This is a genomic window from Streptomyces xiaopingdaonensis, from assembly GCF_000262345.1.
Taxonomy (GTDB): Bacteria; Actinomycetota; Actinomycetes; order Streptomycetales; family Streptomycetaceae; genus Streptomyces; species Streptomyces xiaopingdaonensis.
The window spans coordinates 1-25,696 of the sequence record NZ_AJTQ01000278.1; the positions used below are offsets into that span (position 1 = coordinate 1).

26 protein-coding genes, 1 tRNA gene and 1 pseudogene are annotated in these 25,696 nt (G+C 72.4%); 13 read left to right on the forward strand and 15 right to left on the reverse strand.

What is annotated here, in order from left to right:
• The 3 genes from UWG_RS0122145 to UWG_RS0122155 all read right to left on the reverse strand — a co-directional run.
• Positions 1-1,282: ABC transporter permease (locus UWG_RS0122145; RefSeq protein ID WP_016909392.1), on the reverse strand; the 1,282-nt coding region annotated here is incomplete at its 3' end.
• A 43-nt stretch (positions 1,283-1,325) separates the two neighbouring features.
• Positions 1,326-2,105, reverse strand: a complete 780-nt coding sequence (modA, locus tag UWG_RS0122150; RefSeq protein ID WP_016909393.1) for a molybdate ABC transporter substrate-binding protein — start codon at positions 2,103-2,105, stop codon at positions 1,326-1,328.
• 100 nt (positions 2,106-2,205) lie between these two features.
• Entirely contained in the window at positions 2,206-2,595 is a 390-nt protein-coding gene (locus UWG_RS0122155; RefSeq protein WP_016909394.1) for a TOBE domain-containing protein, read from the reverse strand.
• A gap of 296 nt (positions 2,596-2,891) precedes the next feature.
• Between UWG_RS0122155 and UWG_RS0122160 the strand changes: the two genes are divergently transcribed.
• Entirely contained in the window at positions 2,892-3,395 is a 504-nt protein-coding gene (locus UWG_RS0122160) for a hypothetical protein (RefSeq protein ID WP_016909395.1), read from the forward strand.
• Between the two features lie 131 nt (positions 3,396-3,526).
• Here the strand turns inward: UWG_RS0122160 and UWG_RS0122165 are convergent, their stop codons facing one another.
• From UWG_RS0122165 to paaI, 5 genes are all read right to left on the reverse strand, one after another.
• On the reverse strand, positions 3,527-5,185 hold the full coding sequence (locus UWG_RS0122165; protein ID WP_016909396.1) for an adenosine deaminase family protein: 1,659 nt from the start codon (positions 5,183-5,185) through the stop codon (positions 3,527-3,529).
• A gap of 210 nt (positions 5,186-5,395) precedes the next feature.
• Complete coding sequence (locus tag UWG_RS0122170) at positions 5,396-5,629, reverse strand: hypothetical protein (RefSeq protein ID WP_016909397.1); 234 nt, start codon at positions 5,627-5,629, stop codon at positions 5,396-5,398.
• 3 nt (positions 5,630-5,632) lie between these two features.
• Positions 5,633-6,373 (reverse strand): TNT domain-containing protein, encoded by a 741-nt coding sequence (locus tag UWG_RS0122175; RefSeq protein ID WP_016909398.1) that lies wholly within the window; start codon positions 6,371-6,373, stop codon positions 5,633-5,635.
• A 269-nt stretch (positions 6,374-6,642) separates the two neighbouring features.
• The gene (gene paaK / locus UWG_RS0122180; protein WP_016909399.1) at positions 6,643-7,995 is read right to left on the reverse strand and encodes a phenylacetate--CoA ligase PaaK; all 1,353 of its coding nucleotides are present in this window, start codon (positions 7,993-7,995) and stop codon (positions 6,643-6,645) included.
• Entirely contained in the window at positions 7,992-8,402 is a 411-nt protein-coding gene (paaI, locus tag UWG_RS0122185; protein ID WP_016909400.1) for a hydroxyphenylacetyl-CoA thioesterase PaaI, read from the reverse strand. Before paaI ends, paaK begins: the two co-directional genes overlap by 4 nt.
• Before the next feature lie 123 nt (positions 8,403-8,525).
• Between paaI and paaN the strand changes: the two genes are divergently transcribed.
• The 9 genes from paaN to UWG_RS0122230 all read left to right on the forward strand — a co-directional run bounded on the left by paaN (position 8,526) and on the right by UWG_RS0122230 (position 16,682).
• On the forward strand, positions 8,526-10,238 hold the full coding sequence (gene paaN / locus UWG_RS0122190) for a phenylacetic acid degradation protein PaaN (protein WP_016909401.1): 1,713 nt from the start codon (positions 8,526-8,528) through the stop codon (positions 10,236-10,238).
• On the forward strand, positions 10,207-11,445 hold the full coding sequence (locus UWG_RS0122195) for a thiolase family protein (RefSeq protein ID WP_029391675.1): 1,239 nt from the start codon (positions 10,207-10,209) through the stop codon (positions 11,443-11,445). Before paaN ends, UWG_RS0122195 begins: the two co-directional genes overlap by 32 nt.
• Before the next feature lie 262 nt (positions 11,446-11,707).
• The gene (locus UWG_RS0122200) at positions 11,708-12,562 is read left to right on the forward strand and encodes a 3-hydroxyacyl-CoA dehydrogenase family protein (protein ID WP_016909403.1); all 855 of its coding nucleotides are present in this window, start codon (positions 11,708-11,710) and stop codon (positions 12,560-12,562) included.
• Positions 12,563-12,658: 96 nt separating this feature from the next.
• A complete protein-coding gene (gene paaA, locus UWG_RS0122205; RefSeq protein ID WP_029391676.1) occupies positions 12,659-13,660 on the forward strand; it encodes a 1,2-phenylacetyl-CoA epoxidase subunit PaaA in 1,002 nt (333 codons plus the stop codon).
• Entirely contained in the window at positions 13,657-13,986 is a 330-nt protein-coding gene (paaB, locus tag UWG_RS0122210) for a 1,2-phenylacetyl-CoA epoxidase subunit PaaB (protein WP_016909405.1), read from the forward strand. The genes paaA and paaB overlap by 4 nt, the downstream gene beginning before the upstream one ends.
• Before the next feature lie 9 nt (positions 13,987-13,995).
• Positions 13,996-14,856, forward strand: a complete 861-nt coding sequence (gene paaC / locus UWG_RS0122215) for a 1,2-phenylacetyl-CoA epoxidase subunit PaaC (RefSeq protein WP_016909406.1) — start codon at positions 13,996-13,998, stop codon at positions 14,854-14,856.
• Positions 14,850-15,377: a 1,2-phenylacetyl-CoA epoxidase subunit PaaD gene (gene paaD / locus UWG_RS0122220; protein ID WP_016909407.1), complete on the forward strand. Its 528-nt coding sequence runs from the start codon at positions 14,850-14,852 to the stop codon at positions 15,375-15,377. The genes paaC and paaD overlap by 7 nt, the downstream gene beginning before the upstream one ends.
• A 5-nt stretch (positions 15,378-15,382) precedes the next feature.
• Positions 15,383-16,489: a 1,2-phenylacetyl-CoA epoxidase subunit PaaE gene (gene paaE / locus UWG_RS0122225; RefSeq protein WP_016909408.1), complete on the forward strand. Its 1,107-nt coding sequence runs from the start codon at positions 15,383-15,385 to the stop codon at positions 16,487-16,489.
• 121 nt (positions 16,490-16,610) lie between these two features.
• Positions 16,611-16,682: transfer RNA gene (locus UWG_RS0122230), tRNA-Cys, on the forward strand.
• A 269-nt stretch (positions 16,683-16,951) separates the two neighbouring features.
• Here the strand turns inward: UWG_RS0122230 and UWG_RS0122235 are convergent.
• Together UWG_RS0122235 and UWG_RS30745 are read right to left on the reverse strand one after the other, a co-directional pair.
• A complete protein-coding gene (locus tag UWG_RS0122235) occupies positions 16,952-18,337 on the reverse strand; it encodes a lipase family protein (protein WP_016909409.1) in 1,386 nt (461 codons plus the stop codon).
• Positions 18,338-18,767: 430 nt separating this feature from the next.
• Positions 18,768-19,457: a TetR/AcrR family transcriptional regulator gene (locus UWG_RS30745; RefSeq protein WP_016909410.1), complete on the reverse strand. Its 690-nt coding sequence runs from the start codon at positions 19,455-19,457 to the stop codon at positions 18,768-18,770.
• Between the two features lie 132 nt (positions 19,458-19,589).
• On the opposite strand from UWG_RS30745, the pseudogene UWG_RS31550 reads away from it, so the two are divergent.
• Positions 19,590-20,425: pseudogene (locus UWG_RS31550) on the forward strand (SDR family NAD(P)-dependent oxidoreductase).
• Between the two features lie 230 nt (positions 20,426-20,655).
• Positions 20,656-21,132: a hypothetical protein gene (locus tag UWG_RS0122250; RefSeq protein ID WP_016909413.1), complete on the forward strand. Its 477-nt coding sequence runs from the start codon at positions 20,656-20,658 to the stop codon at positions 21,130-21,132.
• 72 nt (positions 21,133-21,204) lie between these two features.
• Here UWG_RS0122250 and UWG_RS0122255 read toward each other — a convergent pair whose 3' ends face one another.
• The 3 genes from UWG_RS0122255 to UWG_RS0122265 form a co-directional block, all read right to left on the reverse strand.
• Positions 21,205-21,603, reverse strand: a complete 399-nt coding sequence (locus UWG_RS0122255; protein ID WP_016909414.1) for a hypothetical protein — start codon at positions 21,601-21,603, stop codon at positions 21,205-21,207.
• A 107-nt stretch (positions 21,604-21,710) separates the two neighbouring features.
• Positions 21,711-22,616: a helix-turn-helix domain-containing protein gene (locus tag UWG_RS0122260; protein WP_029391677.1), complete on the reverse strand. Its 906-nt coding sequence runs from the start codon at positions 22,614-22,616 to the stop codon at positions 21,711-21,713.
• 184 nt (positions 22,617-22,800) lie between these two features.
• Positions 22,801-23,040, reverse strand: coding sequence for a DUF397 domain-containing protein (locus tag UWG_RS0122265; RefSeq protein ID WP_016909416.1), 240 nt, complete (start codon positions 23,038-23,040; stop codon positions 22,801-22,803).
• Positions 23,041-23,656: 616 nt separating this feature from the next.
• On the opposite strand from UWG_RS0122265, the gene UWG_RS33145 reads away from it, so the two are divergent.
• On the forward strand, positions 23,657-23,845 hold the full coding sequence (locus UWG_RS33145) for a hypothetical protein (RefSeq protein ID WP_157838584.1): 189 nt from the start codon (positions 23,657-23,659) through the stop codon (positions 23,843-23,845).
• A 750-nt stretch (positions 23,846-24,595) separates the two neighbouring features.
• Here the strand turns inward: UWG_RS33145 and UWG_RS0122275 are convergent.
• A complete protein-coding gene (locus UWG_RS0122275; RefSeq protein WP_016909418.1) occupies positions 24,596-24,925 on the reverse strand; it encodes an SGM_3592 family protein in 330 nt (109 codons plus the stop codon).
• A 94-nt stretch (positions 24,926-25,019) separates the two neighbouring features.
• Positions 25,020-25,696: phosphotransferase (locus UWG_RS0122280; protein ID WP_016909419.1), on the reverse strand; the 677-nt coding region annotated here is incomplete at its 5' end.

The window sequence follows — 25,696 nt, forward strand, 5'->3', positions numbered from 1 at the left end:
CGCGTTGCGCCTGCCCGCCCGAGAGCTGCGCCGGCTTCCGCGCCGCCAAGTGCCCGACGCCGAGCTGCCGGAGCCAGCCGTACGCTTCCTCGTGAGCCTCGCGCCGGCGTACGCCCTGAGCCCGCAAGCCGTACGCGGTGTTGGCGAGCGCCGACTGGTGCGGAAAGAGCGCACCGTCCTGTGGCACCCACGCGATCCCTCGCCGGTGCGGAGGCGCGCCGCCCACCTCGTCGGGGCCGAGGCCGATCCGGGCACGGGAGCGTCTGGTGAGCCCGAGCAGCGCGCGGAGCAGCGTCGTCTTGCCGGCTCCGTTGGGCCCGACGACGGCGACCGTCGTACCGGGCGCGACGTCCAACGCCACCTCGGTGAACCCCGTCACCTCGGCCCGGAAGGGCCAACTCCGCCCAGGTGCGGCGGACTTCCCGGGGAGCGCCTCGTCCGGCACGTCCTCCTCCGCGCCCTCCGTCCCGGCGCGCAGTCCCCGGTCGCCGCCCGCCCCCTGGAGCCACCGTCCCCGCAGCACCACGAGCACCGCCATGGCGACCACGAGCAGGAGAAGCGAGACGGAGGTCGCCGCCTCCGGGTCCTCCTGGAGGAGCAGGTAGACGCGGAGCGGGAGGGTCTGCGTCGTCTCGGGCAGGTTCCCCGCGAAGGTGATCGTCGCGCCGAACTCCCCCAGCGCGCGCGCCCAGGTGAGAGCGGCGCCCGCGGCGAGACCCGGCGCGACCATGGGGAGCGTGACGGTGGCGAAGACCCGTACGGGCGAGGCGCCGAGCGAGGCGGCCGTCTCCTCGTAGCGCGGGCTCAGCCCGTTCAGCGCGCCCTCCAGGCTGATCACGAGGAACGGCATCGAGACGAAGGTCGCGGCCACCACCGCGCCCGAGGTGTGGAACGGCAGCACCACCCCGAACGTCTCCTCCAGGAGCGGGCCGACGAGCCCGCGCCGCCCGAACCCCAGCAGCAGCGCCACTCCCCCGACGGTCGGGGGCAGCACCATCGGCAGCAGCACGAGCGACCGCACCAGCGCCTTGCCGCGGAACTCGACGCGGGCCAGCAGCCACGCCAGCGGCACACCGAGCACCAGCGAGAGGCCGAGCGCCCAGGCGGAGACGACGAGGGAGAGCCGCAGCGCCTCCAGGGACTCCGCACTCGTCAGGTGCTCGGCGAGCCGGGACCACCGGGTACGCGCCAGGATGCCGAGGAGCGGCAGCAGCAGGAAGACGACGGCGAGCGCGGCGGGGAGCGCCAGCGTGAGGGGCGTACGCGTCAGGAGCCGCCTCATACGTAACGGCCCCCTCGTGCCGCCGGGCGCACTGGTATCGGTGTCACGGCTTCTGGAAGCCCGCTTGCCGCAGCAGCCCCTGCGCCTTCGCGCCGCCCAGCCACTTCACGAACTCCTGTGCTTCGGCCTCGTGCTGGGGCTTGTCGAGCACGGCGGCCGGGTAGTCGGCGACGGCGTTCTCCTGGTCGGGGATCTCGATCGCGGAGACCTTCTCCGGTGCCGTCGTCGCGTCCGTCCGGTAGACGACCCCCGCGTCGGCCTCGCCGAGGCGGACCTTGCTGAGGACGGCACGGACGTCCGACTCCTGCGAGACCGGCTTCACCTGGAGGTCCTGCGCGTCGAGCACCTCCCGGCTGTACCGGCCGACGGGCACCTCGGGGGCGGCGAGCACCACCTTGAGCCGCTCGTCTGCGAGGTCGCCGAGCTCCCCGACGTCCTGCGGGTTGCCCTTGCGCACGGCGATCACCAGGCGGTTCTTCGCGATGACGGAAGGTTTCGCCGTCTCGTCCCCCAGCCCGTCCATCGTCTCGGTGTCGGCGGTCACCACGACGTCGGCCGGTGCTCCCTGCTTCACCTGGGACGCCAGCTCCTGGGAGCCGGCGAAGGAGAACCGCACCTTCCAGCCCGGGTGGTCCTTCTCGTACGCGGCGCCGGCCTCCTTGAAGACGTCGGTGAGGGAGGCGGCGGCGAGCACGGTGAGGGTCCCGCCTCCGGAAGAGGCGGAGTCCGTCTCGTCGCCGTTCCCGCAGGCAGCGAGCGGCACGAGCAGGGCGGCGGCGGAGAGTGCGACGGTGGTGCGTACGGCACGGCGGGGGGCGGGCATCGGAGCTCCTCCTGGACGAGGCGGTCGGGTTCGAACTGGGCGCCGTGGCGCGCGACTCGGCGCGGTGCGGGGACCTCACGCCGGCGCACGCCCGCTCCGGTCAGGCGCGGTCGACGTGCACGTTGGTCGCCTTCACGCGGGCGGTGGCCTGCATCCCCACCTCCAGGCCCAGCTCCTCGACCGACTCGCGGGTCACGAGCGAGACGAGGCGGTGGGGGCCCGCCTGGATCTCCACCTGGGCGGAGACATCGCCCACCCGCACGGCGGTGACGATGCCGGGGAAGGCGTTCCGGACCGAGGTGAAGGACTCCTCCTCGGCGTCGTTCTGCGCCGACTCGGTGGCGAACTCCGCGAGGTCCTGCCCGTCGACGACGCGCTTGCCCCCGTCGTCGCGCCGAGTGGCGAACCTTCCCGCGTCGGCCCAGCGCCGTGCGGTGTCGCTGCTGACGCCGAGCAGCCGCGCGGCCTGACCGATCGTGTAGGACTGCATGTGCGCCAATCTACGGCGGACGAGTTGGCATCTGCAAGATGGATAAGGTTGACCTGCTGGCACATGCGTCTCACTGAACCGCCCCTCGCGCAGTGCGCCGTCGCCGGGCATGTCCGCAACTTCCGGGACCGCAACCGATCTCGGTGATCGGCGACCGCGCCACGCGAAGGCACGTCGAACTCACCCTCGTACAGGGGGAGATACACGGGGAGCGACGGGGTAGGCCGTCGGTTATTGTCATGGCTTCGCCACGGGCGGGCCCGGTGGTCCGCCCCGAAGACGAGAGGACCCCCCACATGAGAAGACGTCTGGCACTCGGCGCAGCAGGCGCGGTCACCGCTCTCGCGCTCGGCCTCGGCGGCACGGCGGCGCACGCGGGACAGGTCGACGAATCCCCCGGCGCGCTCGCCAAACTCAGCCACTCGCAGGCGACCTCCAAGTTCGAGGCGGCGGGCATCACTTGGAGCTCCAGCGGTGGCTGCTCCGACCGGAACACCTCGACGTGCACCTCGTTCGACCAGGTGAACTCCGCGACGGTGGACGGCGTGATCACGCTCAAGAGCGCGAGCGGCTGCTCCATCAACCTCACGGGCGGCACGGAGACGGGGCACGCGGACGGCACCTACAGCCACTGGAACGGCTACAAGGTCGACTTCAGCCTGAGCAACTGCCTCGAGAACTACATCACGGGCACCTTCACCTCCATCGGCGGCTCCAAGTGGGAGTCCGGCAGCGGGAACATCTATTACCGCGAGGGCAACCACTGGGACGTCACTTACCACAACTGCGGCGGCTGCTGAGACCGCACGGTCGCGGGCACCCGCCTGTCCGTCTCGTGCCGTGCACGCAGGCACGGCACGAGACGGACGCCGCATGGACCCGACCTCGACGCGCCGGGCCCGACCGGCGGTTCAGCGCGCGGGCCGCGGGCTCAGGAGCGCGCGATCCGCTCCTCGAAGCCGGCGAGCGCCACCTCGTGGTCCCACTGCGCCTGCGCCTTGGGGCTGGAGGCGAGCAGCTCCCGACAACCGGCCGACGGGGCGCCCCCGTTGAACATGCTGCCGGCGCAGGCCCGCGCGGGGCGGTAGTCGTCCCGCGCGCGCCACAGACTCGCCCCCGGCAGGAACGAGTGCTCCAGGGAGGCACGGGTCGAGGTGCGCAACTCGCGGTAGGTGAAGCCGTGTTCGACGGCGGCGCGTACGTACTCGTGGGTCAGGTCGATCCGCGAGACGCCGGGGTCGTCGGTGGAGAGGACAACGGGGACCCGGGCGTCGAGGTAGCGGCGGATGGGGTGCTCGTCGCCGCAGACGCCGAGGATCTGGCAGTTGCTGGTGAGCGGCGACTCCAGCGCGACGTGCCGTGCGGCCATCCGCTTGAGGAGCCGCCTGTGATCGTCCTCGTGGACGAGGTCCACACCGTGTCCGATGCGTTCGGCGCCCGCCGTGCGCACCGCGTCGTCGATGTGGAAGCGCAGATCCCCGGGCTTGACAAGGCCCGGAGTCAACTCGCCCGCGTGCAGAGCGACATGGACACCCGGGTACTGCTTCCGCAGTGCGCCCACCATGCGCATCTGGAGTCGGTAGTCGCGCAGGGCCAGCGGTGAGTCCTCCGCCTGCGCGAGGTTCACGCCGACGAACCTGCCGTCCCGCTTGGCGAGTTCGAAACCGGCGAGCAGCCGCGCGAAGACCGTCTTCGGCTCGGCGGCCCGCCCGACCTGGACGAGGAAGCGGAGCCGGGTGGCACACGCCCGGTGCGCCTTCGACGTCCCGCAGCCGAGGGCCGAGCGGTACTCGTCGAGCTCGCTGTCGGTGTTCTGCCGGGCCTGGCGCACGAAGGTGCCCATGGCGGGGTCGGCGAGCAACTGCCGGCGCATCGCCTGGAGATCGTCGTCCCAGCGGGCGTGCGAGATGACGTCTCCGATCGCGGGCCCGGCGGGGAAGAACATGGTCTCCAGGTACCGCTGGTTCTCCCCGGCGGCCACCTTCGCCACCTCGGCGAGGAGTTCGCCCCGGTGCTCGTGGGTGACGGCGCCGAACTTGCCGAAGGTGGCGAAGAAGTGGTCGTGGCCGCTCTCGTCGAGCTTGCGCTCCGTGGCGCCCGCCGAGTTCTGGTACTCCTCCATCGACCACGCGGCGATCGTCGCCCGCCGGAACTCCGCGTCGTCGACGGCGTCCTGAGCGGGGCGGGCACCTTCGCCGCACGGAGCCTTGACGGCCTTGTGGGTGGCGGTCTCGATGCACAGTCCGCGCTTGGCGGCGAGGGCGACGAGCGCCTCGGTCGGGACGGCGCCCGAGAGGTGGTTGTGGAGGTCACCGCCCTTCGGCAGCCCTTCGAGGAACCTGCGCAGCCCGGCCTCGTCACCCCTGAGGTTCTCAAGCCGGGCCGCGGTGGCGGCGGTTGCGTCGGCGCGGTGCTCCTTGGCCTTCTCCTCCGGCAGCGGCACGAACCGCCCGGGCGCCGCCGCCGCGGGCACCGAGGCGAGGACGATGCCGGCTGCGGCCAAGGCACCGGCACGGCGCAGGAGCACGGCCCTGCGGGGCACGGTGGCGGGGCGGGCGGTGGGGCCGGCCGGCGGGCGGCTTCGGGACACGGGACCTCCGAGGGTGGAGAGACGTCGGCCGCCACGGGCAGGGCCCGGTCGGCGGCGAGGGGCCGCGCCTGCCGCCCCGAGGGGCGGCAGGCGCCGTCGCACATCCTCAACGCACCTCCGCCGTCGGCCTGTTCACCACGCCGCAACACCACTCGTTCGAGCGAGCGGAGACAGGCACCGGCTGTCTCCGGAACTCCCGCCGCGCGCCCGTCACTTCAGCAGCCTCAGCAAATGGACGCACGCCTCGTGCTCGGTCCTGTGCCGGGTGACCGGGTGGTGGAGGCCCCGCTCGTAGACGCCCGTCTCCCAGCGTCCGTCGTGGCCGCGCCTCAGGTAGAGGAAGTCCGGTGGTGTGGGCGTCGGTTGGTGGACGCCCTCGATGACGTAGTAGCCGTCCGGAACGCCGACGGCGCTGAGGGCGGCGCGCAGGTCCCTGCGGTCCACGGTTCAGGTGTTCCCTCCGGATCGATTCACCTCAACGAGGTACCCGTGCTCGAGCAGCCACTTGACGTTGAGTCGCTCCCCCTCCCCCGGGTCGAGAAGGGCGGCGTCGAGCTTGATCTGCTGCCCGCCTCCCGGCTGCTCGAACCAGGGGGCGATGGCGCCCTGCCAGACGGCGAAGGGCCGCACGACACGGTAGACGCGGTAGTCGCAAGGCCGGCTGTTGTCCCGGGTGTTGAGGTTCTGCGGGGGCAGCGCCCGCTTCGCGTACGGGTCGCCCGCGGGGGCGAGGAAGCCGCCGAACTCCGAGCCGAAGCGGTCGAGGAGGGCGCCCGGGCGCAGCGCCAGCCTGTGGCGGTCCACCTCGCCGTTGACCTCGGCGAACCCGTCGTTCGGCGGGTACTTCCAACCGCCGCCGTCGGCCGGACCTTCCCAGTACTTCCGCAGAAAGTCGGCGGGCGCGAGGCCGCCCGTGCGGTCGTACCCGTCGAGGAGCGGGCCGACGGGGCGTTGCCACGCGGCGGGCAGGCGCTCAGGGCCCAGCCGCGCGTCCCCGAGGAAACGGCCGGTGCACAACCCGTGCGGTACGCCTGCGGGGGCGAGTTGCTGCCCCGCGTGCGTCAGGCGCTGGGGCGGCAGGGGGAGTCGTTCATCGGCGTGGGCCGTGGGGGCGGCGAGGACCGTGCTCGCGGTTGCCAGGGCGGCGAGCGCGGTGAGTACGGAGCGGACGGGGTGGAAGCGGCTCACGCGGCGGCTCCTTGCGATAGTACGTTCTTGACCGACGCACCGTAGTGGATCGCACGCACTGTGTAGTCACGCTCGGGCCGCCGGGTCCCGCTTCCCTGCAAGGGCGTTGGGGTATGCGCGTTCCCCTCGAGCCGAGCGCTCGGCTGGGGCTCCGCCGGGAGCCTCACAGATCGCAGCTCCCAACCACCCGCGCTTCACCGGGAGTCGTGCAGCAGAACGGCCCCGCCCCGAGACACCCCGGGACGGGGCCGTACGTGACCGCTGCGGACTCAGCGCTCCTCGCGCTCGTCGACGATGCGCTTGATCTTGCCGACGGACCGCTCCAGCGTCTCCGGGTCGACGACGTCCACCTGGACGCTCACCCCTGCACCCTCCTTGACCCCCTTGACGATGGCGGCCGTCGCCGCCTCCCGGTCGGCCGTGGACGCGTCGCGGCGGGCCTCGACCCGGACCGTGAGGTGGTCCATGCGCCCCCGGCTGCTGAGACGCAGTTGGAAGTGGGGCGCCACGGCCGGGGTCCGCAGGAGTATCTCCTCGACCTGGCTGGGGAAAAGGTTGACGCCGCGCAGGATGATCATGTCGTCGCTGCGCCCCGTGACCTTCTGCATCCTGCGGAAGGGGCTCCGGGCCGTTCCCGGCAGCAGCCGCGTGAGGTCGCGGGTGCGGTAGCGGATCACGGGCATCGCCTGCTTGGTGAGCGAGGTGAGGACCAACTCGCCCTCCTCGCCGTCGGGAAGGGACTCGCCCGTGATCGGGTCGACGACCTCGGGGAAGAAGTGGTCCTCCCATACGTGGAGTCCGTCCTTGGTCTCCACGCACTCCTGCGCGACGCCGGGGCCCGCGAGTTCGGAGAGGCCGTAGATGTCCACGGCGTGGATGTCGAGCCGCTCCTCCATCTCCGCGCGCATGCCCTCCGTCCACGGCTCGGCGCCGAAGATGCCGACCCGCAGCGAGGAGTTCCGCGGGTCGATGCCCTGGCGCTCGAACTCGTCGAGGAGGGTGAGCATGTAGGAGGGGGTGACCATGATGATCTCGGGCTCGAAGTCCGTGATGATCTGCACCTGCCGCGCCGTCATCCCACCGGACGCCGGTATGACGGTGCAGCCTGCGCGCTCGGCACCGTAGTGCGCGCCGAGGCCGCCGGTGAAGAGGCCGTAGCCGTACGAGATGTGGACCTTGTGTCCCGGGCGTCCGCCCGCGGCGCGGATCGAACGGGCCATGACGTCGGCCCAGTCGGAGAGGTCCTTCTCGGTGTAGCCGACGACGGTGGGTACGCCCGTCGTACCGCTGGAGGCGTGGAGTCTGCGGACGTCCTCGCCGGGGACGGCGAACATGCCGAACGGGTAGTTGCCGCGCAGGTCGGCCTTGGTGGTGAAAGGGAAGCGGGCGAGGTCGGCGGGGGTGGCGAGGTCCTCAGGGCGCACCCCTGCGGCGTCGAACTCCGCGCGGTAGTGGGGGACATGGTCGTAGACGCGTCGCAACACATCGGCGAGTCGCTCGCGTTGGAGCTCGGCGAGCCCCTCGGCGGTCAACCGCTCGCCTTCGTCGAGGAGTTCAGGAGGAAGCGGAGGTCCAGGTGCCCGTCGCACGATCGCCGGTGCCCCCGCCTGCGTGCTGCTCATTTCTCCTCCACACCTCGGAGCGCACGGCTGCGCCCGCGGAACTCCGCGATGACGTCGGCGCCGCGCGCAATGCTGACGTCGTAGATGCCGCTCCGGCCGTACCTGGTGCGCTCCCTGGCCACCGCCCGCAGCTCGTCCCCCTGCTTCGCCGGCGCGATGAAGTTGATCTCTGCGCCGGAGGCGACGGTCACCGGGCCGTGGCTGTTGCAGGCACACGCGAACGCGGTGTCCGCCAGGAGGAAGAGGTAGCCGCCGTGGGCGATGCGGTGGCCGTTGACCATCGTCGCCGTGACGGTCATCGTCGCGACGGCGAACCCCTCGCCGGAATCGCCGAGTTCGATACCGAGGTGCCGGGACGCCGTGTCGGCTTCGAACATCCTGCGGACCGGGTCCGGAACTGCGCCCATGCGATGTGCCATCCGTGGTTCGACTGACCTGTACTGCCCTTGTTGACCGACCGACCATTCGGTTAGTGTTTCGGCGCCGTTAAGTAATTCAGCATCCGACCTGGCTGTCAAGGGGTTGAGTACATGTCCGAGCAGGTACCGACGGGCGGCGAGTTCTTCGCACGCCACAGCGCGCTGCTGAACGAAGCGGCGGCCGCGGCCGAGAGCCGGGAGTTCTTCAACCCGTACAAGGAGTCGCCCAGTCCCCGGGTCTACGGCGAGGAGGCACCGAAGGCGGGCGAGGCGGCGTTCAAGGCCCTGCTCGACCGGGAGTTCGCGCTCCCGGGCCACCCGGGGACCGGCACCGTCGCACCGACCGAGACCTCCCCCTACGGGTTCCCGCTCGGCGTCGGCTACCCCAGGGTGACGCCCGACGAGGCGATCGCGGCCACGAGGGCCGCGGCGGGCCCGTGGCGCGACACCACCCCCGACGTGCGTGCCGGCGTCGCCGCCGAGATCCTCGGCCGTCTCAACGCGGCGAGCTTCGAGATCGCGCACGCCGTCCATCACACCACGGGCCAGGCCTTCGTGATGGCCTTTCAGGCGGGTGGCCCGAACGCCCAGGAGCGCGGCCTCGAAGCGGTCACCTACGCGTGGGTCGAGCAGCGGCGCCTGCCGCGCACGGCACGCTGGACCAAGCCCCAGCGCAAGGGTGAACCGCTGGTGCTCGACAAGAAGTTCACCCCCGTCGGCCACGGCGTCGCGCTCCTCGTCGCCTGCAACACCTTCCCCACCTGGAACGGCTACCCGGGGCTCTTCGCCAGCCTCGTCGCCGGCAACCCGGTCGTCGTCAAGCCGCACCCGGGCGCCGTGCTTCCGCTCGCCGTCACGGTGCGGGTCGCCCGCGAGGTGCTCGCGGAGGCCGGGTTCGATCCGAACGTCGTGGTCCTCGCCGCCGAAGGGCACGACGACCGCACCGCCGCCGAGTACGCCGTGCGCCCCGAGGTCCGCATCGTCGACTTCACCGGCTCGACCGCCTTCGGCAACTGGCTGGAGGGCAACGCCCGGCAGGCCCGCGTCTTCACCGAGAAGGCCGGGCTCAACACCGTCGTCGTCGACTCCACCGACGACTACCGCGGCATGCTCGGCAACCTCGCCTTCTCCCTCTCGCTCTACAGCGGCCAGATGTGCACCACGCCGCAGAACCTCCTGGTACCCCGCAACGGCATCGCCACCGACCAAGGCACCAAGAAGCCGGACGAGTTCGCCGCCGACCTCGGCGCCGCGCTCGACAAGCTCCTCGGCGATCCGGCACGGGCCGCCGGCACGCTCGGCGCCGTCGCCAACGAGGGCGTCAAGGCGCGTCTGGAGGAAGCGGCCGCGCTCGGACGCGTGGCCCACGCCTCGCAGCCCGTCGAACACCCGGAGTACGCCGACGCGTTGCTCCGTACTCCGCTCGTTGCGCGGCTCGACGCCGCGGAGGATCGCGAGGTCTTCACCCGGGAGTGGTTCGGCCCCGTCTCCTTCGTCATCGACACCGAATCGACCGACGAGAGCCTGCGCCTCCTCAGGGAGACGGTCGGCGAGCACGGTGCGCTGACCGCGTCCGTCTACTCCACGGACGAGGGGGTGCTCGGAGCCGCCGAGTCCTCGGCGCACGAGGCCGGAGTCCACCTCTCGGAGAACCTCACGGGCGGCGTCTTCGTCAACCAGACGACCGCCTTCACCGACTTCCACGGCAGCGCCGCCAACCCCGCGGCGAGCGCCACTCTCTCGGACGCGGCCTTCGTCACGGGCCGGTTCAGCTTTCTCGAGTCCCGCAGGCATGCCGCAGCCGAGGGGGCGACCGGTGCGTGAGGTCTTCCTCGTCGACGGAGCCCGCACGCCGCAGGGCAGGTACGGCGGCGCCCTCGCCTCCGTGCGCCCGGACGACCTCGCCGCACTCGTCGTCCGCGAGGCCGTGCGGCGCTCGGGCGTTCCGGGCGAGGCCGTGGACGAGGTGGTCCTCGGCGCCGCCAACCAGGCGGGCGAGGACAACCGGAACGTGGCGCGAATGGCCACCCTGCTCGCGGGACTTCCGCACACCGTGCCCGGGTACACGGTCAACCGGCTCTGCGCCTCGGGGCTCACGGCTGCCGCCTCGGCGGCGCAGGCGGTGCGGGCGGGAGAGGCGGAGCTGGTCGTCGCGGGCGGTGTCGAGTCGATGACGCGCGCGCCGTGGGTGATGGCGAAGCCGGGCACCCCGTGGGCGAGGCCGGGCGAGGTCCATGACACCTCGCTCGGCTGGCGGTTCACCAACCCGGCCTTCGCCGAGGCCGACACCGAGGCGGGCGACGCCGTCGGGGCACCGCGCACCACGCTCTCGATGGGCGAGACGGCGGAGGAGGTGGCGGCGCTCGACGGGATCACGCGCGAGGCGTCCGACGCCTTCGCCTACCGCAGCCACAGGCGGGCGCTCGCCGCACGCGACGCCGGCAGGTTCGAGCGGGAGATCGTCCCCGTTCCCGTCAGGGACGGTGCGGTCACCCTCGACGAGGGCCCACGCCCGTCGACGACGCCGGAGAAGCTCGCCGACCTGCGTACGGTCTTCCGCCGCGACGGCGTCGTCACGGCCGGCTCCTCCTCGCCGCTCTCGGACGGTGCCGCCGCGCTTCTCGTCGCGAGCGGGCAGGCGGTGGAGCGGTACGGGTTGACGCCGCGGGCACGCGTGGTGACCTCCTCCTCGGCCGGCGTTCCGCCGCATCTGATGGGGCTCGGCCCCCTCCCGGCGACCGAGCGTGCGCTGGAGCGCGCCGGTTGGAAGGCGGGGGACGTGGAGGCCGTCGAGCTCAACGAGGCGTTCGCGGCGCAGGCGCTCGCCGTCGCCGGCCGTCTCGGGCTCGACGAGAAACGGGTCAACGCGGACGGCGGCGCCATCGCCCTGGGGCACCCGCTGGGCTGCTCGGGAGCGCGCATCCTGCTGACGCTCCTCGGCAGGCTGGAGCGGGAGGGCGCGGGGCGCGGGCTGGCGACGCTCTGCGTCGGCGTCGGGCAGGGCGCCGCGATGCTGGTCGAGCGCGTCTGAGGGGCGCACACGCGGTGGTGTGAACCGGCGTGTGTACGCGGACGGTTGATGTCCGGGGGCGCCTCCAAGCGTGCGGGTAAGGAGTGCGCCCGGCGCGGGGAGGAGCCGTCAGGTGCGCCGGTGCGGACGCGAAAGGCGCACGCCGGCGCGAGGCGGCGGGCCGGACCCGTCCGGGAGCGGAGGGGAGAGAGGCGCAGGGGCCGTCCCTGCGACGGGCGCGGGCGCACGCCCGCGCCCGGGAGGACAACGCGGAGGAGCAGCGATGAGCAGGGCACCGGAACAGATCGGCGTGATCGGCGGAGGGCGGATGGGCGCGGGCATCGCGCAGTCCTTCGCCGCGGCGGGGTCGTCGGTGACCGTCGTGGAGAGCAGCCCCGAGGCCGCCGCGGCGGCGCAGGCACGCATGGCGGAGAGCCTGCGCCGCGCCGCCGACCGTGGCAAGCTCGCCGAGCCGGCGGAGGCGGTGCTGGCGAGGATCGGCACGGCGGCCGACGTCTCCGGGCTGCCGGACGGCGCGGACCTCGTCGTCGAGGCGGTGCCGGAGGACGCGGCCCTCAAGGCGCAGGTCCTCTCCGGCGCCGAACGAGTTTTCGGTGCGGAGACGGTGCTCGCCACCAACACCAGTTCGCTGTCGGTCTCCGAGCTCGCCTCGGCGCTCGAGGCGCCCGGGCGTTTCCTCGGCATGCACTTCTTCAACCCCGTTCCCGCCTCGGCGCTCGTCGAAGTGATCGTCGCGCCGACGACGGCTCGGGCGACCGTGGACGCGGCGCTCGGATGGGTCGGCGCGCTGGGCAAGACCGACGTCGTGGTGCGGGACTCCCCCGGCTTCGCGAGCAGCCGCCTCGGGGTGACGCTCGGACTGGAGGCGATCAGGATGGTCGAGGAGGGCGTGGCTGAACCGGAGGCGATCGACAACGCGATGGCGCTCGGTTACCGGCACCCCATGGGACCGCTGCGCCTCACCGACCTCGTCGGGCTCGACGTGCGGCTCGCGATCGCCGAGTACCTCCGGAGCACGCTCGGTGACCGCTTCGCTCCGCCGGCGCTGCTCCGCGAGAAGGTGGCCGCCGGAGAGCTGGGTCGGAAGTCGGGGCGGGGCTTCTACTCCTGGGAGTAAGCGGGCAGTTGGACTTGCCTAACGCGCGGGCATGAACCAGACTTCGTACCGAACGAACGGTCGGTTGGCAATCAGGGACATGAGGCAGGGGTGACCATGGCCACCGCAGAACAGGCGCCGACGGGCCCGGAGGAGACGCCCGTCGAACCGGCGGCGCTCCAGCGGCATTTCGACGAGACGATCGCCAGGGACCAGCGGATCGAACCACGCGACTGGATGCCGGAGGGGTACCGCAGAACGCTCGTCCGCCAGATCGCCCAGCACGCGCACTCCGAGGTCATCGGCATGCAGCCGGAGGGCGACTGGATCACCCGCGCGCCCTCCCTGCGCCGCAAGGCGATCCTCTTCGCCAAGGTGCAGGACGAGGCGGGCCACGGCCTCTACCTCTACTCGGCGGCCGAGACGCTGGGCGTCGACCGCGCCGACCTGACCGAGCGGCTCGTCGACGGCCGCCAGAAGTACTCCTCGATCTTCAACTACCCCACCCCCACCTACGCCGACGTCGGCACCATCGGCTGGTTCGTGGACGGCGCCGCGATCTGCAACCAGGTCCCGCTCTGCCGCAGCTCCTACGGCCCCTACGCGCGGGCGATGGTGCGCATCTGCAAGGAGGAGTCCTTCCACCAACGCCAGGGCTACGAACTGCTGTTGACGATGATGCGGGGCACCGGGGACCAGCGCCGGATGGTGCAGGAGTCCGTCGACCGGTGGTGGTGGCCGTCGCTGATGATGTTCGGCCCGCCGGACGACGACTCGCCCAACTCGGAGCGCTCGATGGCGTGGAAGATCAAGCGCCACTCCAACGACGAGCTGCGCCAGCGCTTCGTCGACATGACGGTCCCGCAGGCCGAACGGCTCGGCGTCACTCTCCCCGACCCGGAGCTGCGGTGGAACGAGGAGCGGGGCAGGTACGACTTCGGCACCCCGGACTTCTCCGAACTCCAGCGCGTCATCGGCGGCGAGGGGCCGTGCAACGAGGAGCGAGTGGCGCGACGCAGGAAAGCGCACCAGGACGGCGCCTGGGTCAGGGAGGCGGCAGCGGCGCACGCGGCGAAGCAGACGTCGGACAGGGCGGCACGGCAGGAGGCAGCGGCATGAGCGGCGCGGGGCAGGCGAACGGCGTCCCCGACGTCCCCGTCGATGCGCGGGGTTGGCCGATGTACGAGATCTTCGTGCGCGCCAAGCGCGGCCTCAACCACGTGCACGTCGGCTCGCTCCACGCCGCCGACGACCGCATGGCACTGACGCACGCGCGCGACCTCTACACCCGGCGCAACGAGGGCGTCAGCGTGTGGGCGGTGCGCAGCGAGTCGATCGTCGCCTCGACGCCGGACGAGAAGGACCCCTTCTTCGAGCCCAGCGGCGACAAGGTCTACCGGCACCCCACCTTCTACGACATCCCCGACGACGTCCCGCACATCTAGGAGCCCGGCGTGAACGACGAGCGCATCTCCCTCGCCCTCGGCGAGGAGGGCCCTGACGACGCGCGGTGGGCCTTCGGCACGGGCTTCGAGGACCCCCTCCACGGCGTCGCGACAGCCGTGCCCGCAGGAGTCGACTCCGCCCGACTCGCCGCGTGCTGCGCTGCGTTGGCCGACGACGCACTGGTGACCGCGCAGCGCCTCGCCGAATGGTGCACCGACGCACCGGAGTTGGAGGAGGAGCTGGCCCTCGCCAACATCGGCCTCGACCTCCTCGGTCAGGCGCGCCTCCTCTACTCCCGCGCGGGACAGGTCGACGGCACGGGGCGGGACGAGGACGCCTTCGCCTACTTCCGCGGCGCAGCCGACTTCCGCAACGTCCGCCTCGCCGAACTCCCCCGCGGCGACTTCGCGTTCGACATGGTGCGGCTGCTCGTCCTGAGCGCCTGGCGCCTCGCCCTCTTCGAGCGGCTCGCCTGCGCCGCCGACCCGGTCCTCGCGGCGGTCGCGGCGAAGGGCGTCAAGGAGCTCGCGTACCACCGGCAGTTCGCGGCCGAGTGGGTGGTGCGGCTCGGCGACGGGACCGAGGAGTCCCGGGAGAGGACGGCGCGGGCACTCGTCGAAGTGCTGCCGTGGACTGCCGAGTTGGCGCACGACGGGGCCTCGGCGCCGTTCGGCGCCGACGGCGGGGAGGTCTGGGAAGCCCTCTCCGACGTGCTGCGGCGGACGGCAGACGCCGCAGGACTCAGCCTGCCCGCACCCGCGAAGGCACCCGCGGGCACGGGCCGCTCGGGCGAGCACACCGAGCATCTCGCCCCGCTCGTCGGCGAGTTGCAGAGCGTCGCGAGGGAGCACCCGGAGGCGAGGTGGTGAGCGCCGTCCCCGGGACCGGAAGCGAACGAGCCCGCGCACGGGAGGCGGCCGAGCGGGTCACGGACCCGGAGCTGCCGATGCTCACCCTCGCCGACCTCGGGGTGCTGCGCGGCGTCGAGGTGGAGGCGGACGGCGCCGCCGTCGCCCGGGTCACGCCGACCTACTCGGGCTGTCCCGCCATGGCCGAGATGCGTTCCCGCCTCGCGGCCGAGCTGCGCGCCGCGGGCTTCCACGAGGTGCGTGTGGAGACCGAGTTGGAGCCGCCCTGGACGAGCGACTGGATCAGCGGAGCCGGCCGGCGCAAGCTCGCCGAGCACGGCATCGCGCCGCCCGGAACCGCGCCCCCGTCCGACGCCGGGCCCGTACCGCTCGTCCTCTCCCCGACCAGGCGCGCCGTGCCCTGCCCGCGCTGCGGCTCGGGCGACACCGAGGAGCTGTCGCGGTTCGCCGCCACCTCGTGCCGCGCCCTGCACCGCTGCCGCAGTTGCCGCGAGCCGTTCGAGCACTTCAAGGAGATCTGAACCAGATGGCCACGCCCACCGCCCGGGCCGCCCGGGTCCCGGCACGCCGGCGCGCCGCCTTCCACCGGCTGCGCGTCGCCTCCGTCGAGCGGCTCTGCGCCGACGCCGCCGCCGTCACCTTCGACGTGCCGCCGGAGCTCGCGGACGAGTTCGCCTTCGCGCCCGGCCAGTCCCTCACGCTGCGGCGCACGGTCGAAGGGCGCGACGAGCGCCGCTCCTACTCCATCTGCTCCCCCGCCAGCGGGCCTCCGCGCGTGGGCGTGCGGGTGGTTCCCGGCGGGGTCTTCTCCACCTGGCTGGTGGAGGAGGTGCGGCCTGGCGACGTCCTCGAAGTCATGGAGCCCGTCGGCCTGTTCACGCCCGAGCTGGGCACGCCGGAGCACCACGTCCTCGTGGCGGCGGGTTCGGGCGTCACGCCGATGCTCTCCATCGCCGCCTCCGTCCTCCGCTCCCATGCCGGCTCGCGCGTCAGCCTCTTCTACGGCAACCGCCGCAGCGACACCGTGATGTTCACCGAGGAGCTGGCCGACCTCAAGGACGCGTACCCGTCCCGGTTCCAGCTCGCGCACGTCCTCTCCCGCGAGCCCCGCGAGGCCGAGCTGCTCTCCGGCCGGCTCGACGGCGAGCGCCTCGGCGCACTCGTCGGGGCGCTCGTCGACGTCGAGCACGCCGATCACTGGTGGCTCTGCGGTCCTTACGGGATGGTCGAAGACGCGCGGACGCTGCTCGCCTCGCTGGGCGTCCCGGCCGAGCGCGTCCACCAGGAACTCTTCTTCGCCGACGAGGCGCCGGTCCCGCCCGTCCGCCACGAGGACAAGCCGCTCGGCGAGGGGCCCGTCACCGAAGCGCTGCTCACGCTCGACGGCCGCACCTCCGCGGCGCCCCTCCCGCGCGACACGACGATCCTCGACGGCGCCCAACGGGCGCGCCCCGACCTGCCGTTCGCCTGCAAGGGCGGCGTCTGCGGCACCTGCCGCGCCCTCGTCCGCGACGGCGAGGCCGACATGCGCCGCAACTTCGCGCTGGAGTCCGCCGAGGTGGCGGCCGGCTACGTCCTCACCTGCCAGACGTATCCGGTCTCCGAGAAGCTGACGCTGGACTACGACGGCTGACCGGCGCAATGTCTCCTGGTGAAGCGGACGTTGCGGGCTCGTGGCAGAGTGCCCGAAGCCCTTGTCCGACTCGTCGGCGGGCGGGTTGACTCCTTCCCGCCGCCTCCGAAAAGGAGCCGACGGCCGTGTGCCCGAGTGGTTGAGGGGCTCGCCTGCAAAGCGAGTGACGCGGGTTCGATTCCCGCCACGGCCTCGACCCGTCCGATCCGTTGCCTCCGGAGCAACCGCCGCGTGCATGCGGCACCGCCCGACGACGGCACCGGGCGAGGCCGCCGATCGCGGCGGCACGACGGGCACGCCACGGTCGCGCGTGCGGCACCGAGGGAAACCGACCGAGCTCGCAGAGTCACCGGCGGACCCGACCCGCATCAGGGTGGCCGCACGACAACAGCCCCTGGACGGGCGCCACTCCGCACGCCGCGGTGGCCGCGCCGCGTCGTGGCGCGGCCACCCGGCGTTCGCTCACTGGTCGGGCAGGGTTCCGCAGTTGCTCTCCGACGGCTTTCCGGAGACGCGGTCCTTGAGCCAGGAGATGGCGCTGCCCTGGTCGGTGAGGAGCGGGAGGATGTGGTTGCCGCCGAGTTTGTCGCCGATGTTGGGTCCGGGGACGGGCACGTACTCGACGTCGGCGTCCTTCGCGCACCAGCTCTCGGCGAGGGTGCGCGCCTGGCCGTGCGGGACGATGTCGTCCTTGACGCCCGTCGCGAGGCGCACGGGCCCCGCGGGCTTGGACTTTCCGATCAGCTGCTCGTCGAGGAAGCTCTGCAACTTCGGCTCGTCCGCGACGATGTCGGAGAGCGAGGAGCCGTCCTTCGTCCAGCTGCTGCTCTTCGAGAAGCCGTAGCCGAAGAGCGCGTCGCCGATGCACATGGTGGAGAGGTCCTCGAGGGCCTCGGCACCGTCGTCGTTGATGTGCGCGTCGACGATCTCCCCCAACTCCGGTTCCGTCTGCACGAATCCGTTGATCGACCAGCCGAGGGCGCCGGCGAGCGAGCTGCCGTCGATCCCCTGCATCACCTCGGTGAGGTCGGCGGGGGGCGCGCCGGAGTAGGTGCCGGCAAGCTCGATGTCGGGGGCGTAGTCAGGCTGGAGTTCGGAGGCCGCGGCGGTGGCGCCGCCGCCCTGGCTGTACCCGTAGAGGCCGATGCGGCTCTCGGGGGTGAGCGAGGTCCCTTCGAGGTGACGGGCCGCGCGCACCGCGTCGAGCACCGCGTGGCCCTCGTCGAGGCGGTTGACGTAGGTGTGCAACCGGTCGGTCGCGCCGAGCCCGGGATAGTCGGTGACGACGACCGCTATGCCGGCCGAGAGGAGGCGGTAGATCGCGAGGTCCTCGTACCCGACGGAGATGGTGCCCTTGCCGATCGTCAGCGGGTGCTGGAGCGCGAGGGACGGCGCGCACTGGTCACCCTGGCCCATCGTGCCGGAGGCGACGGCGATGAGCGGGCGCGGCCCCTCCCCCTTCCACGCCTTCGACGGCTCGATGTAGGCGCCGGTGACGCCGACGGGCCCGCCGCCCGCATCGGTGGACTTGTACATCAGGCGTGTGGCCTCGCCGGGGAGCGGCTTGCCGTCGAGGCCGGGGAAGCTGATCCCCAGCGGCAGCGGCTCCGTACGTACCAACGCGCCGTTCTCGTCGGGGAGTTCGGAAGGCGGGTCGTAGAACTCCGGGATCTCCACGCCGCGCGAGACCTCCTGCGGCGCCACCGCCGCCGCGGGCGCGGCCGAGGCGCCCACGCAGAGCGCCGCGGCAAGCGCGACCGCCCAGGCGCGTGCGTGCGGCAGGCTCGCGCGTGCGGTGTCCTCGGGGGCGGTCGGGGAACTGCTTTCGGTGGTGCAAGGTCGTTTCACTGCGGCTCACTCCCTCGCTGGACCGGTTGGGGCGAGGCGAAACTAGCACCGCAAGCCGCCACTATTTAACCGGTGAGTAAATTACGGAACGGTAACTTCCTCGGCGCGCGGTGGAGTTGCGACGTTCCCCCGCCGCCCTGGGGGAACCGCGTTACCGGGGCAGCGGGCTCGGGAGAGCACGCGGACCGGTCGCTCCGGCCTATGGCCAGGCCCGGACCGTCGCCGGCGAAACGCCCCCGGTACGAACCGGCCTGAGCGACATCGAAAGCACCCTGCACTGTTCGACGCCCGAAACCCTCCGCAGCTCTCACTCGCCCCGGTCAGAACGCCGTTCACCGCGCGGGAGCACACTGCCTTCGGACACCGCGCGCCGGCGAGGGCGCGATGGACCAGCACGCGCCCGCCGGGAGGAGCGGCGAGGCGGTGCGCGTCAACCCCCCTCTCGGCGCGGGGACTTGTCGCGGGTCAACCGTAGCCCCGCGGTGAGTTCGCGGAGGCAGCGCACGGCGAGCTCCGCCGGCCGGCGCTCCGCCTCCGGCGCCTCGGCCCAGGACTCCAGCGCGAGCCTGATCGCGTCGGTCGCGGCCGAGGCGACGAGCCGTACGTCGAGCGGCTCCGCCTCCTCGCCCAGCAGGCCGGAGAGGACGGGCGCGAGCGCCTCCTCCGACTCCTGGTTCACCCGGTACCAGACGGAGCGGAGCGCCGGGTCCTCTCGGGCGGCGGCTAGCAGGCGCCGCGTCACCTCCAGGCTCTCCTCGGCCACGGCGCCCGGAGGCGTGAGGCTCCCGCGCACGGCCCCCTCCAGTGCATCCCGCAGCGCCGCACCCGGCAGCAACGGGCCGGACTCCCCGAGGAGTTGGCGCCACCGGTCGCCCCCGCTGGCGAGGAGCGGGCCGACGGCGTCCTGCTTGTTGCGGAAGTAGCGGTAGAAGGTCCGCAGGGCGACCCCGGCCCGCTCGGCGATCTCCTCCGCCGTCGTCGCCTGCGGCCCCCGCTCGGCGAAGAGCTCGGCCGCCGCGCGCGCGATGTCGAGCTGCGTCGCGCTCTTGCGCCGCTCGGTCAGCGTGCGTCGGGCGCCGGGCTTCGCGGCCGGGGGCCCCTGTGCTCTGTGCTCACTCACAGGAGGAGCCTACGCGGCGGAACGGCCAATATGCATGAAGTGACTTCATGGCAAAACGTGCCACATAGGCGTAGCCTCGCCATCGCGCCGGCTCGGACCTGCCGAGCCGCACCCCACGGGACGGAGACCCTCATGAACCCCGACCACCTCGCGTCTGCTGCCGCTTCTTCCTCCGCCGACCACGGCCGCCGCTACGCCGGCCGCCGCGCCCTCGTCACGGGCGGCGGCTCCGGCATCGGGCAGGCGACCGTGCTGCGCTTCCTCGAAGAGGGCGGAAGCGTCGTCGCGGCGGACGTCGCGGGGCCGGCCTTGCGGACACCGCGCACAAGGCCGGAGTCGCCGCCGAGCGCCTCACCGCCCTCGTCGTCGACATCTCGGACGAGGAATCGGTACGCAGCGGGGTCGCCGAGGCCGTGCACACGCTCGGCGGGCTCGACGTCCTCGTCAACGCCGCCGGCATCCTGCGCTCCTCGCACACCCACCTGACCTCGCTCGCCGACTTCCGGCAGGTGATAGGCGTCAACCTCGTCGGCACCTTCCTCGTGACCCGGGAAGCGATCCCCGCGCTGCAACGGGGTGACGCGCCTGCCGTGGTCAACTTCAGCTCCACGGCGGCCGGTTTCGCCCACCCGTACATGGCGGCCTACGCGGCGAGCAAGGGCGGCATCCAGTCGATGACGCACGCGCTCGCCGCCGAGTACGCCAAGGACGGCATCCGCTTTAACGCGGTGCAGCCGGGCTCGATCTCGTCCGGCATGACGGACGGTTCCGGTGCCTCGCGGCGGAGCACAGGACCCGGGCTGCCCGAGGACGCGGAGAGGGGCCATTTCGCCAAGCTCCGCCCCGCGCTCGGCGACGGCTTCGCCGGGCCCGAGACAGTCGCCTCGGTCGTCGCGCTGCTCGGCAGCGAGGACGGCAGGTTCGTCACCGGCACCGAGCTGCGCATCGACGGCGGCACCCACTTCTGAACGCCTCACCTCGTGCCCGCGGCGCCCCGATACGGTCTCGAATCCGCGACATCCCCGTACCACCCCTCCCGGCGCACCGCCTCCCCTGGCACTCTTCAATCCACGCTTTCCGCAGCCGAGTTGACGCCGACACCCGGTCGGTACCGTGCCACGGAAGGTGCCCGGTACGCAGAGCGCCGCCGGCGGAGCGATCCAACTCCCGCGCGGGGCGCACGAGCGAGGAGTGAACGATGGCCGTACACGTCTGCTCGCTGATCCGCAGCAAGACGCAGTCCATCCCCGCCGACGGGAAATACCACGTCCTGCGCTTCCCCTTCGGCGACGCGGAGTCCTACGACGAGGAGGGGATGCACCAGGTGCAGCAGCCCGACGGGCACGAGGTCGTCGACTGGGACAGCGACGCGCGCTCGGGGCTGATCTGGCCGTCGGCCGACGGCTGGGGCGCGCTCACCGCCATGATCCAGTGGGCCGACGGCGCCTACACCGAACTGCGCGACCAGTTCGTCCGCGACCCGCTCGGCATCGCGGGCGGCGCCGACTCGACGGCGACCGACCACCGGCCGCGCTCCGTCGGCATGCAGTGCTTCACCAAGCACCACGAGATCTTCGTCCACCCCGGGACTCCGCTCGGCCTGCTCGTCAGCCACAACGGAGCATCGGCGCGGCAAATCGTGCATGCACAGTTCAAGTTGGCGATCCACCACTGATCCGCGTGCCGGACGGTTGCGGAGAGCGACGACGCGGTGCCCGCCCGAGAGGCGGCGCGGGTCAGGTGCGAGTCACTCGAAGAACCTCAGCATCCACTCGGGGAGGACGTCGTCCTCCGTGATCGGCGGGCCGAACTCGTAGCTGTGCCGCCCTTCGTGGCCGTCCGGCAGGGAGCACCTCTCCTCCTGCGTCGTGCCCTCCAGGAAGCGTTCGTCGCAGGAGGGGAGGACGAGCGTCTCCCGCGGTGGCCCGTGGGAGCGGCCCGCCGGCCAGCGGGTCCACAGGTTCCGAGGCGGAAGGGAGTCGGTTCCTCTGAGGCATTGGGTGAGCGTGTGATGGAGCCCGGCGTGGTCCCTCTCCAGGACGCACCAGAGCGCGGACTCAACGCCGAAGCCGTCCTCCGGCAGGAGCGGGAACTCCTCGCGAAGGAAGAAGACTCGGGCCGGGCACGAGATCTGATACACCGACATGGGGCCAGGGTGACGCACTTCAGGCGGTTGCGGTACGTGTTTGCCCGAAACCGTGGAACCCGCGGGCGCGCGGAGGCGAGCGCGGGCGACGCGGGAGGCGCGTGTGGCTAGAGCTCCTGCTGAAGCCGGTGGATCATCTCCAGCGAGTGGTCGGGGAGTTCGGACTCCGCACAGAGCGTGTCCATGATCAGCGTGTAGCGGTCGATCTCGGGCTGCTTGTCGAGGTAGACGGCGCTGCCCCAGTGCTCCAAGTAGACCTTGTCGGGGAGGTCGGCCTCGTTGAAGCGGAGGATGGTGATCGGTGCGCCGGCCGCCGCGGCACCCGTCGCGAAAGGGGCCACCTGGAGGGTGATGTGCGGCATGTCGGCGATCTCCAGGAGGTGCCTGAGCTGGTCCCGCATGACCTCGCGGCCGCCGAACGGGCGGCGGAGCACCGCCTCGTCGAGGACGACCCAGAGCCGCGGGCCGCCCTCGCGCGTCAGCAACTTCTGCCGCTCCATACGGAGTTGGACGAGCCGCTCGACCGTCTCGTGCGGGGTGTCCGGGTAACCGAGGCGGCTGAGGGAGTACGCGTACGCCTCCGTCTGCAACAGGCCGGGAAGGAACTGGACCTCGTAGCTGCGGATCAGGGAGGCCGCGTCCTCCAGACCGATGTGGAGCGCGAACCAGTCCTCCAGCACATCGCTGTACTGATGCCACCAGCCGGGCGCGTTGGCCTGGCGGGCGAGGTCGAAGTACGTGGCGCGGGACCGCTCGTCGAGGACGCGGTAGAGGCTGAGGAGATCGGAGAGGTCGCGCTCCTTGATGCCCACCTGGCCGCGCTCCAGGCGCGTGATCTTCGCGTGCGAACCGCGGATCGCACGGCCCGCGGCCTCCCGAGTGATATCCAACTCCTGGCGCATGCGGCGCAGTTGAGCACCGAGCACGATGCGCAAAGCGGTGGGCCCTGCCTGCGACTGCCCGTTGCGGGCAGGCGCCGGCAGGGCCCCGCTCGACGGAGACATCGAAGACATTCCCACTCCCCTGGGTGACCGGGCGGACATACAGTCTCGCACCAAGCATCCTGCCGGGGGTATGGAATTGCCATAAGACCCGCCGTCGGAGGCCGCGAGGCGACAGGCCGTCGCAGACTCCGAGAACTACAGCACGGGGTCGTCTACGTCAACTCGGGTAGACGCGTGCGTCAATGTGCGTACGTCAACCCACGAGGTTGTCGAACTCGCCGTCCTTGGCGCCGCCGAGGAAGGCGACGATCTCGTCGCGGGTGTAGATCAGGGCGGGGCCCTCCGGGTCGCGGGAGTTGCGGATGGCGACGCCCCCGTCCGCGAGCGCCGCGACCTCGACGCAGTTCCCGCCGGGGGCGCTGTGCGTGCTCTTGCGCCAGGTCGCGCCCTCGATCCGGGTGGCCGTGACGCCGTTCTCGAACTGCTGCCGCATCCTGGTGACTCCTTCGTGCTGGGCGGCCGTACGTAGTGCGGTGCCCCCGCGCACACCCCGACCGCTCGGACTCGGACGGGAGCGACTGTAATTGCAGATGTAGTTGCAGCGCCATGGCGCCCGGGCCGCGGAGGACCGCGCCAAGTCCCTCACACGAGGCCGTAGTCGGAGGACGACACCCTGCCCGACCGGCACCACTCGCGGCGTCCGCACCCGCTCGACAGCAGGCGTACGCGGAGGACCTGCAACGAAGCCGAATCGGCGTGGAAAGGCTCGGAGGCGGCGCACGCCGCACCAGCGCAAGCCCACTGCACAACCGAGCGCCCCTGCACCTCCCAGCGCGCGCCCGGCTCCTCCCGGGCTCGATCGTGGGGCGCACCTCAACTCGCCGTGGACGGAAGACCGTTGGGCCAACGGGACGGCGGGGCGGCCGCCCATCGACGACCCCCCCGCCGTGTCCGCTCACCGCGCGCGGCTCACCGGGGACGGTACCGGTGCGGTCACGTCGACAGGGCCCCAGTCGAGGTCGGCCGCCTGCGGCACGCGTGGTGGCGCAGGAGAGCGATCTCGTCGAGCCGCAGATGCCGGCGGAACGCCGGGCGGTCGAGCAACCGCCGTGCATGCGCCCAGACATGGGGTGCGCGGCGCGGCGGTGCACGGCTCCCGCGTCGAGGTGCGCGGTGGCCAACTCCACCAGAGTCGCCCAGAGATGGACGTCGGCCGCCGTGAGGGTGTCGCCCACCAGGTACACCCGCCGCGCGAGCTACGCCTCGAACTCGGCGAGGGCGGCGAGGAGCCGGCGTAGACCGCCCGCCGCCTCGGCGACGTCCCTCTCGCACCGGTCATCAACAGCAGCGATCCCGAACTCTTCGCCGAAGGACCGCAGTTGCGCCGCGCAGCGTCTCGTACCCGTCGGCGCCCCGGAAGGGCGCGATGCGGCAACCGCCCTTCGAGACCGTGGAGTTGGTGGGGCACGGCGATGCGGAGACACCCCGGACAGGAGAGCTGGACGTGGAGTGCGTAGCGGTGCGGGGTGCCGGGTGGCAGCCGCTGTCCGACGCCGCCCCGATGCGGCAGCGGAAGGGGCGTACGGACGTGGCGTGCTCGGCTACGGAGGCTCCCGGGAGTGGGATGACTCGGCTCTGCTGCACGGTTTCGGCGCGCGGGCGCCGTCACGGGCCGAAGGGCGAGCAGCCGTGGCGCCGGCGGGCTCGGCCGGCCGTACCTGCGGCGTCGCGTGCGGTACCGATCAGATGTCGGCGGGCCGGGGACACCCGCGCTCGCGACGAGGAGCAGATCGATGCCGGGGGCGCGCGGCCAGCGAGGCGTACGCGCGGCGGGTCGGGGGCCGCGATCGCCCTGGCGGCTGCGCCGCGCTCGGACGCCGATCCTCGCATCCCCGTCCGTCGTTCCTCTGCCGGTGCCGGAGGGCGGCGCCCGTCCGACCTGAGCGGCGGGGCATGACCGCTGCGGCGATTCTCAGCGGGCCGACGGGGGCCCTTGGCGCAGACGGGACGCGCGCGGGACAAGGCGGTATCAGGCCCGCCCCCGCCGCTCAGTCCCGCTTCTTGCGGCGCCTGCGCTGCTTGCGGCGCGCCTTGCTGAAGAACCAGCCGGCCGGCGGCTGGTCGGCCCGCCAGGGCTGCGGCTCCGGGGGCTTGTCCTTCCAGCGCTCCTGCAGCATCCGCGTCCGCGCCGCGGGCTCGTTCACCTCGGCGCCGCGGACGAACTGCTCGTCGAGGACGAGAGCGTCCCAGTCGGTGCCGCTCTCCCCCTCCTCCGGCTTCGCCTGCTCAGGGGGGCCGTGTTCCTCGGCGCCTCCCTGCCCTCTCTTGCCGGGCTTCCTGCGGCCCTTGCCGTCTTCCGCCCCCGAATTCGTACCCATGGGTTGCCTCCGTACAGCAGGTCGGTAGCTACACCTGTCCCGCACAACGCACAGCTGCCGCTTCGTGTTCCGGACGAGCCCGGAACAGCGGGCGTCAGAACGGGTACCAGCGCACCGTGGTGTCCCCGTCACGCAGCGAGGCGATCCGGCGTGCGAACTCCCGCGCCGCGGCGGGGTTGGAAGGCGCGTGCTGCGAGACCCAGGCGCAGCTCGCCGTCTCGCGCGCCCCCTTCAGCAGGGCGCAGCCCTCCCACTCCCGCACGTCCCAGCCGTACACGTCGGCGAACTCCCGGTAGGACTCCTCGCTCAGCCCGTACCTGTCCCGACTGAGCGCCATCACGACGAGGTCGTGCTCGCGCAGGTCGTCGGAGAAGGTCTCCAGGTCGAGCAGGACGGGCCCGTCCGGTCCCACGTGGACGTTGCGGGGCAGCGCGTCCCCGTGGATCGGGCCCGGAGCGAGCACGGGGGTCAACTCGGCGACGGCGGCGGCGAAACCGTCCCTGCGTTCGCGCAGGTACGCAGCGTCCGCGGCGGGGACGGCGGAGCCCGCGATGCTCAGCCACCGGTCGACGCCGGCGAGCAGCTCCCGCGGGGGCAGCGGGAAGGGGGCGGGCCCGAGCCGGTGGACGAGGCCGACCAACTCGGCGACGTCCGCGGGGCCGGGTGGGCGCACGGCCGGCGGCAGCCGCTCCCAGTAGGTGAGCGGGTGCCCTTCGACGGCGGTGACTTCGGGTGCGGCAGGGCGGACCACGGGCACCCCGTGCTCCGCGA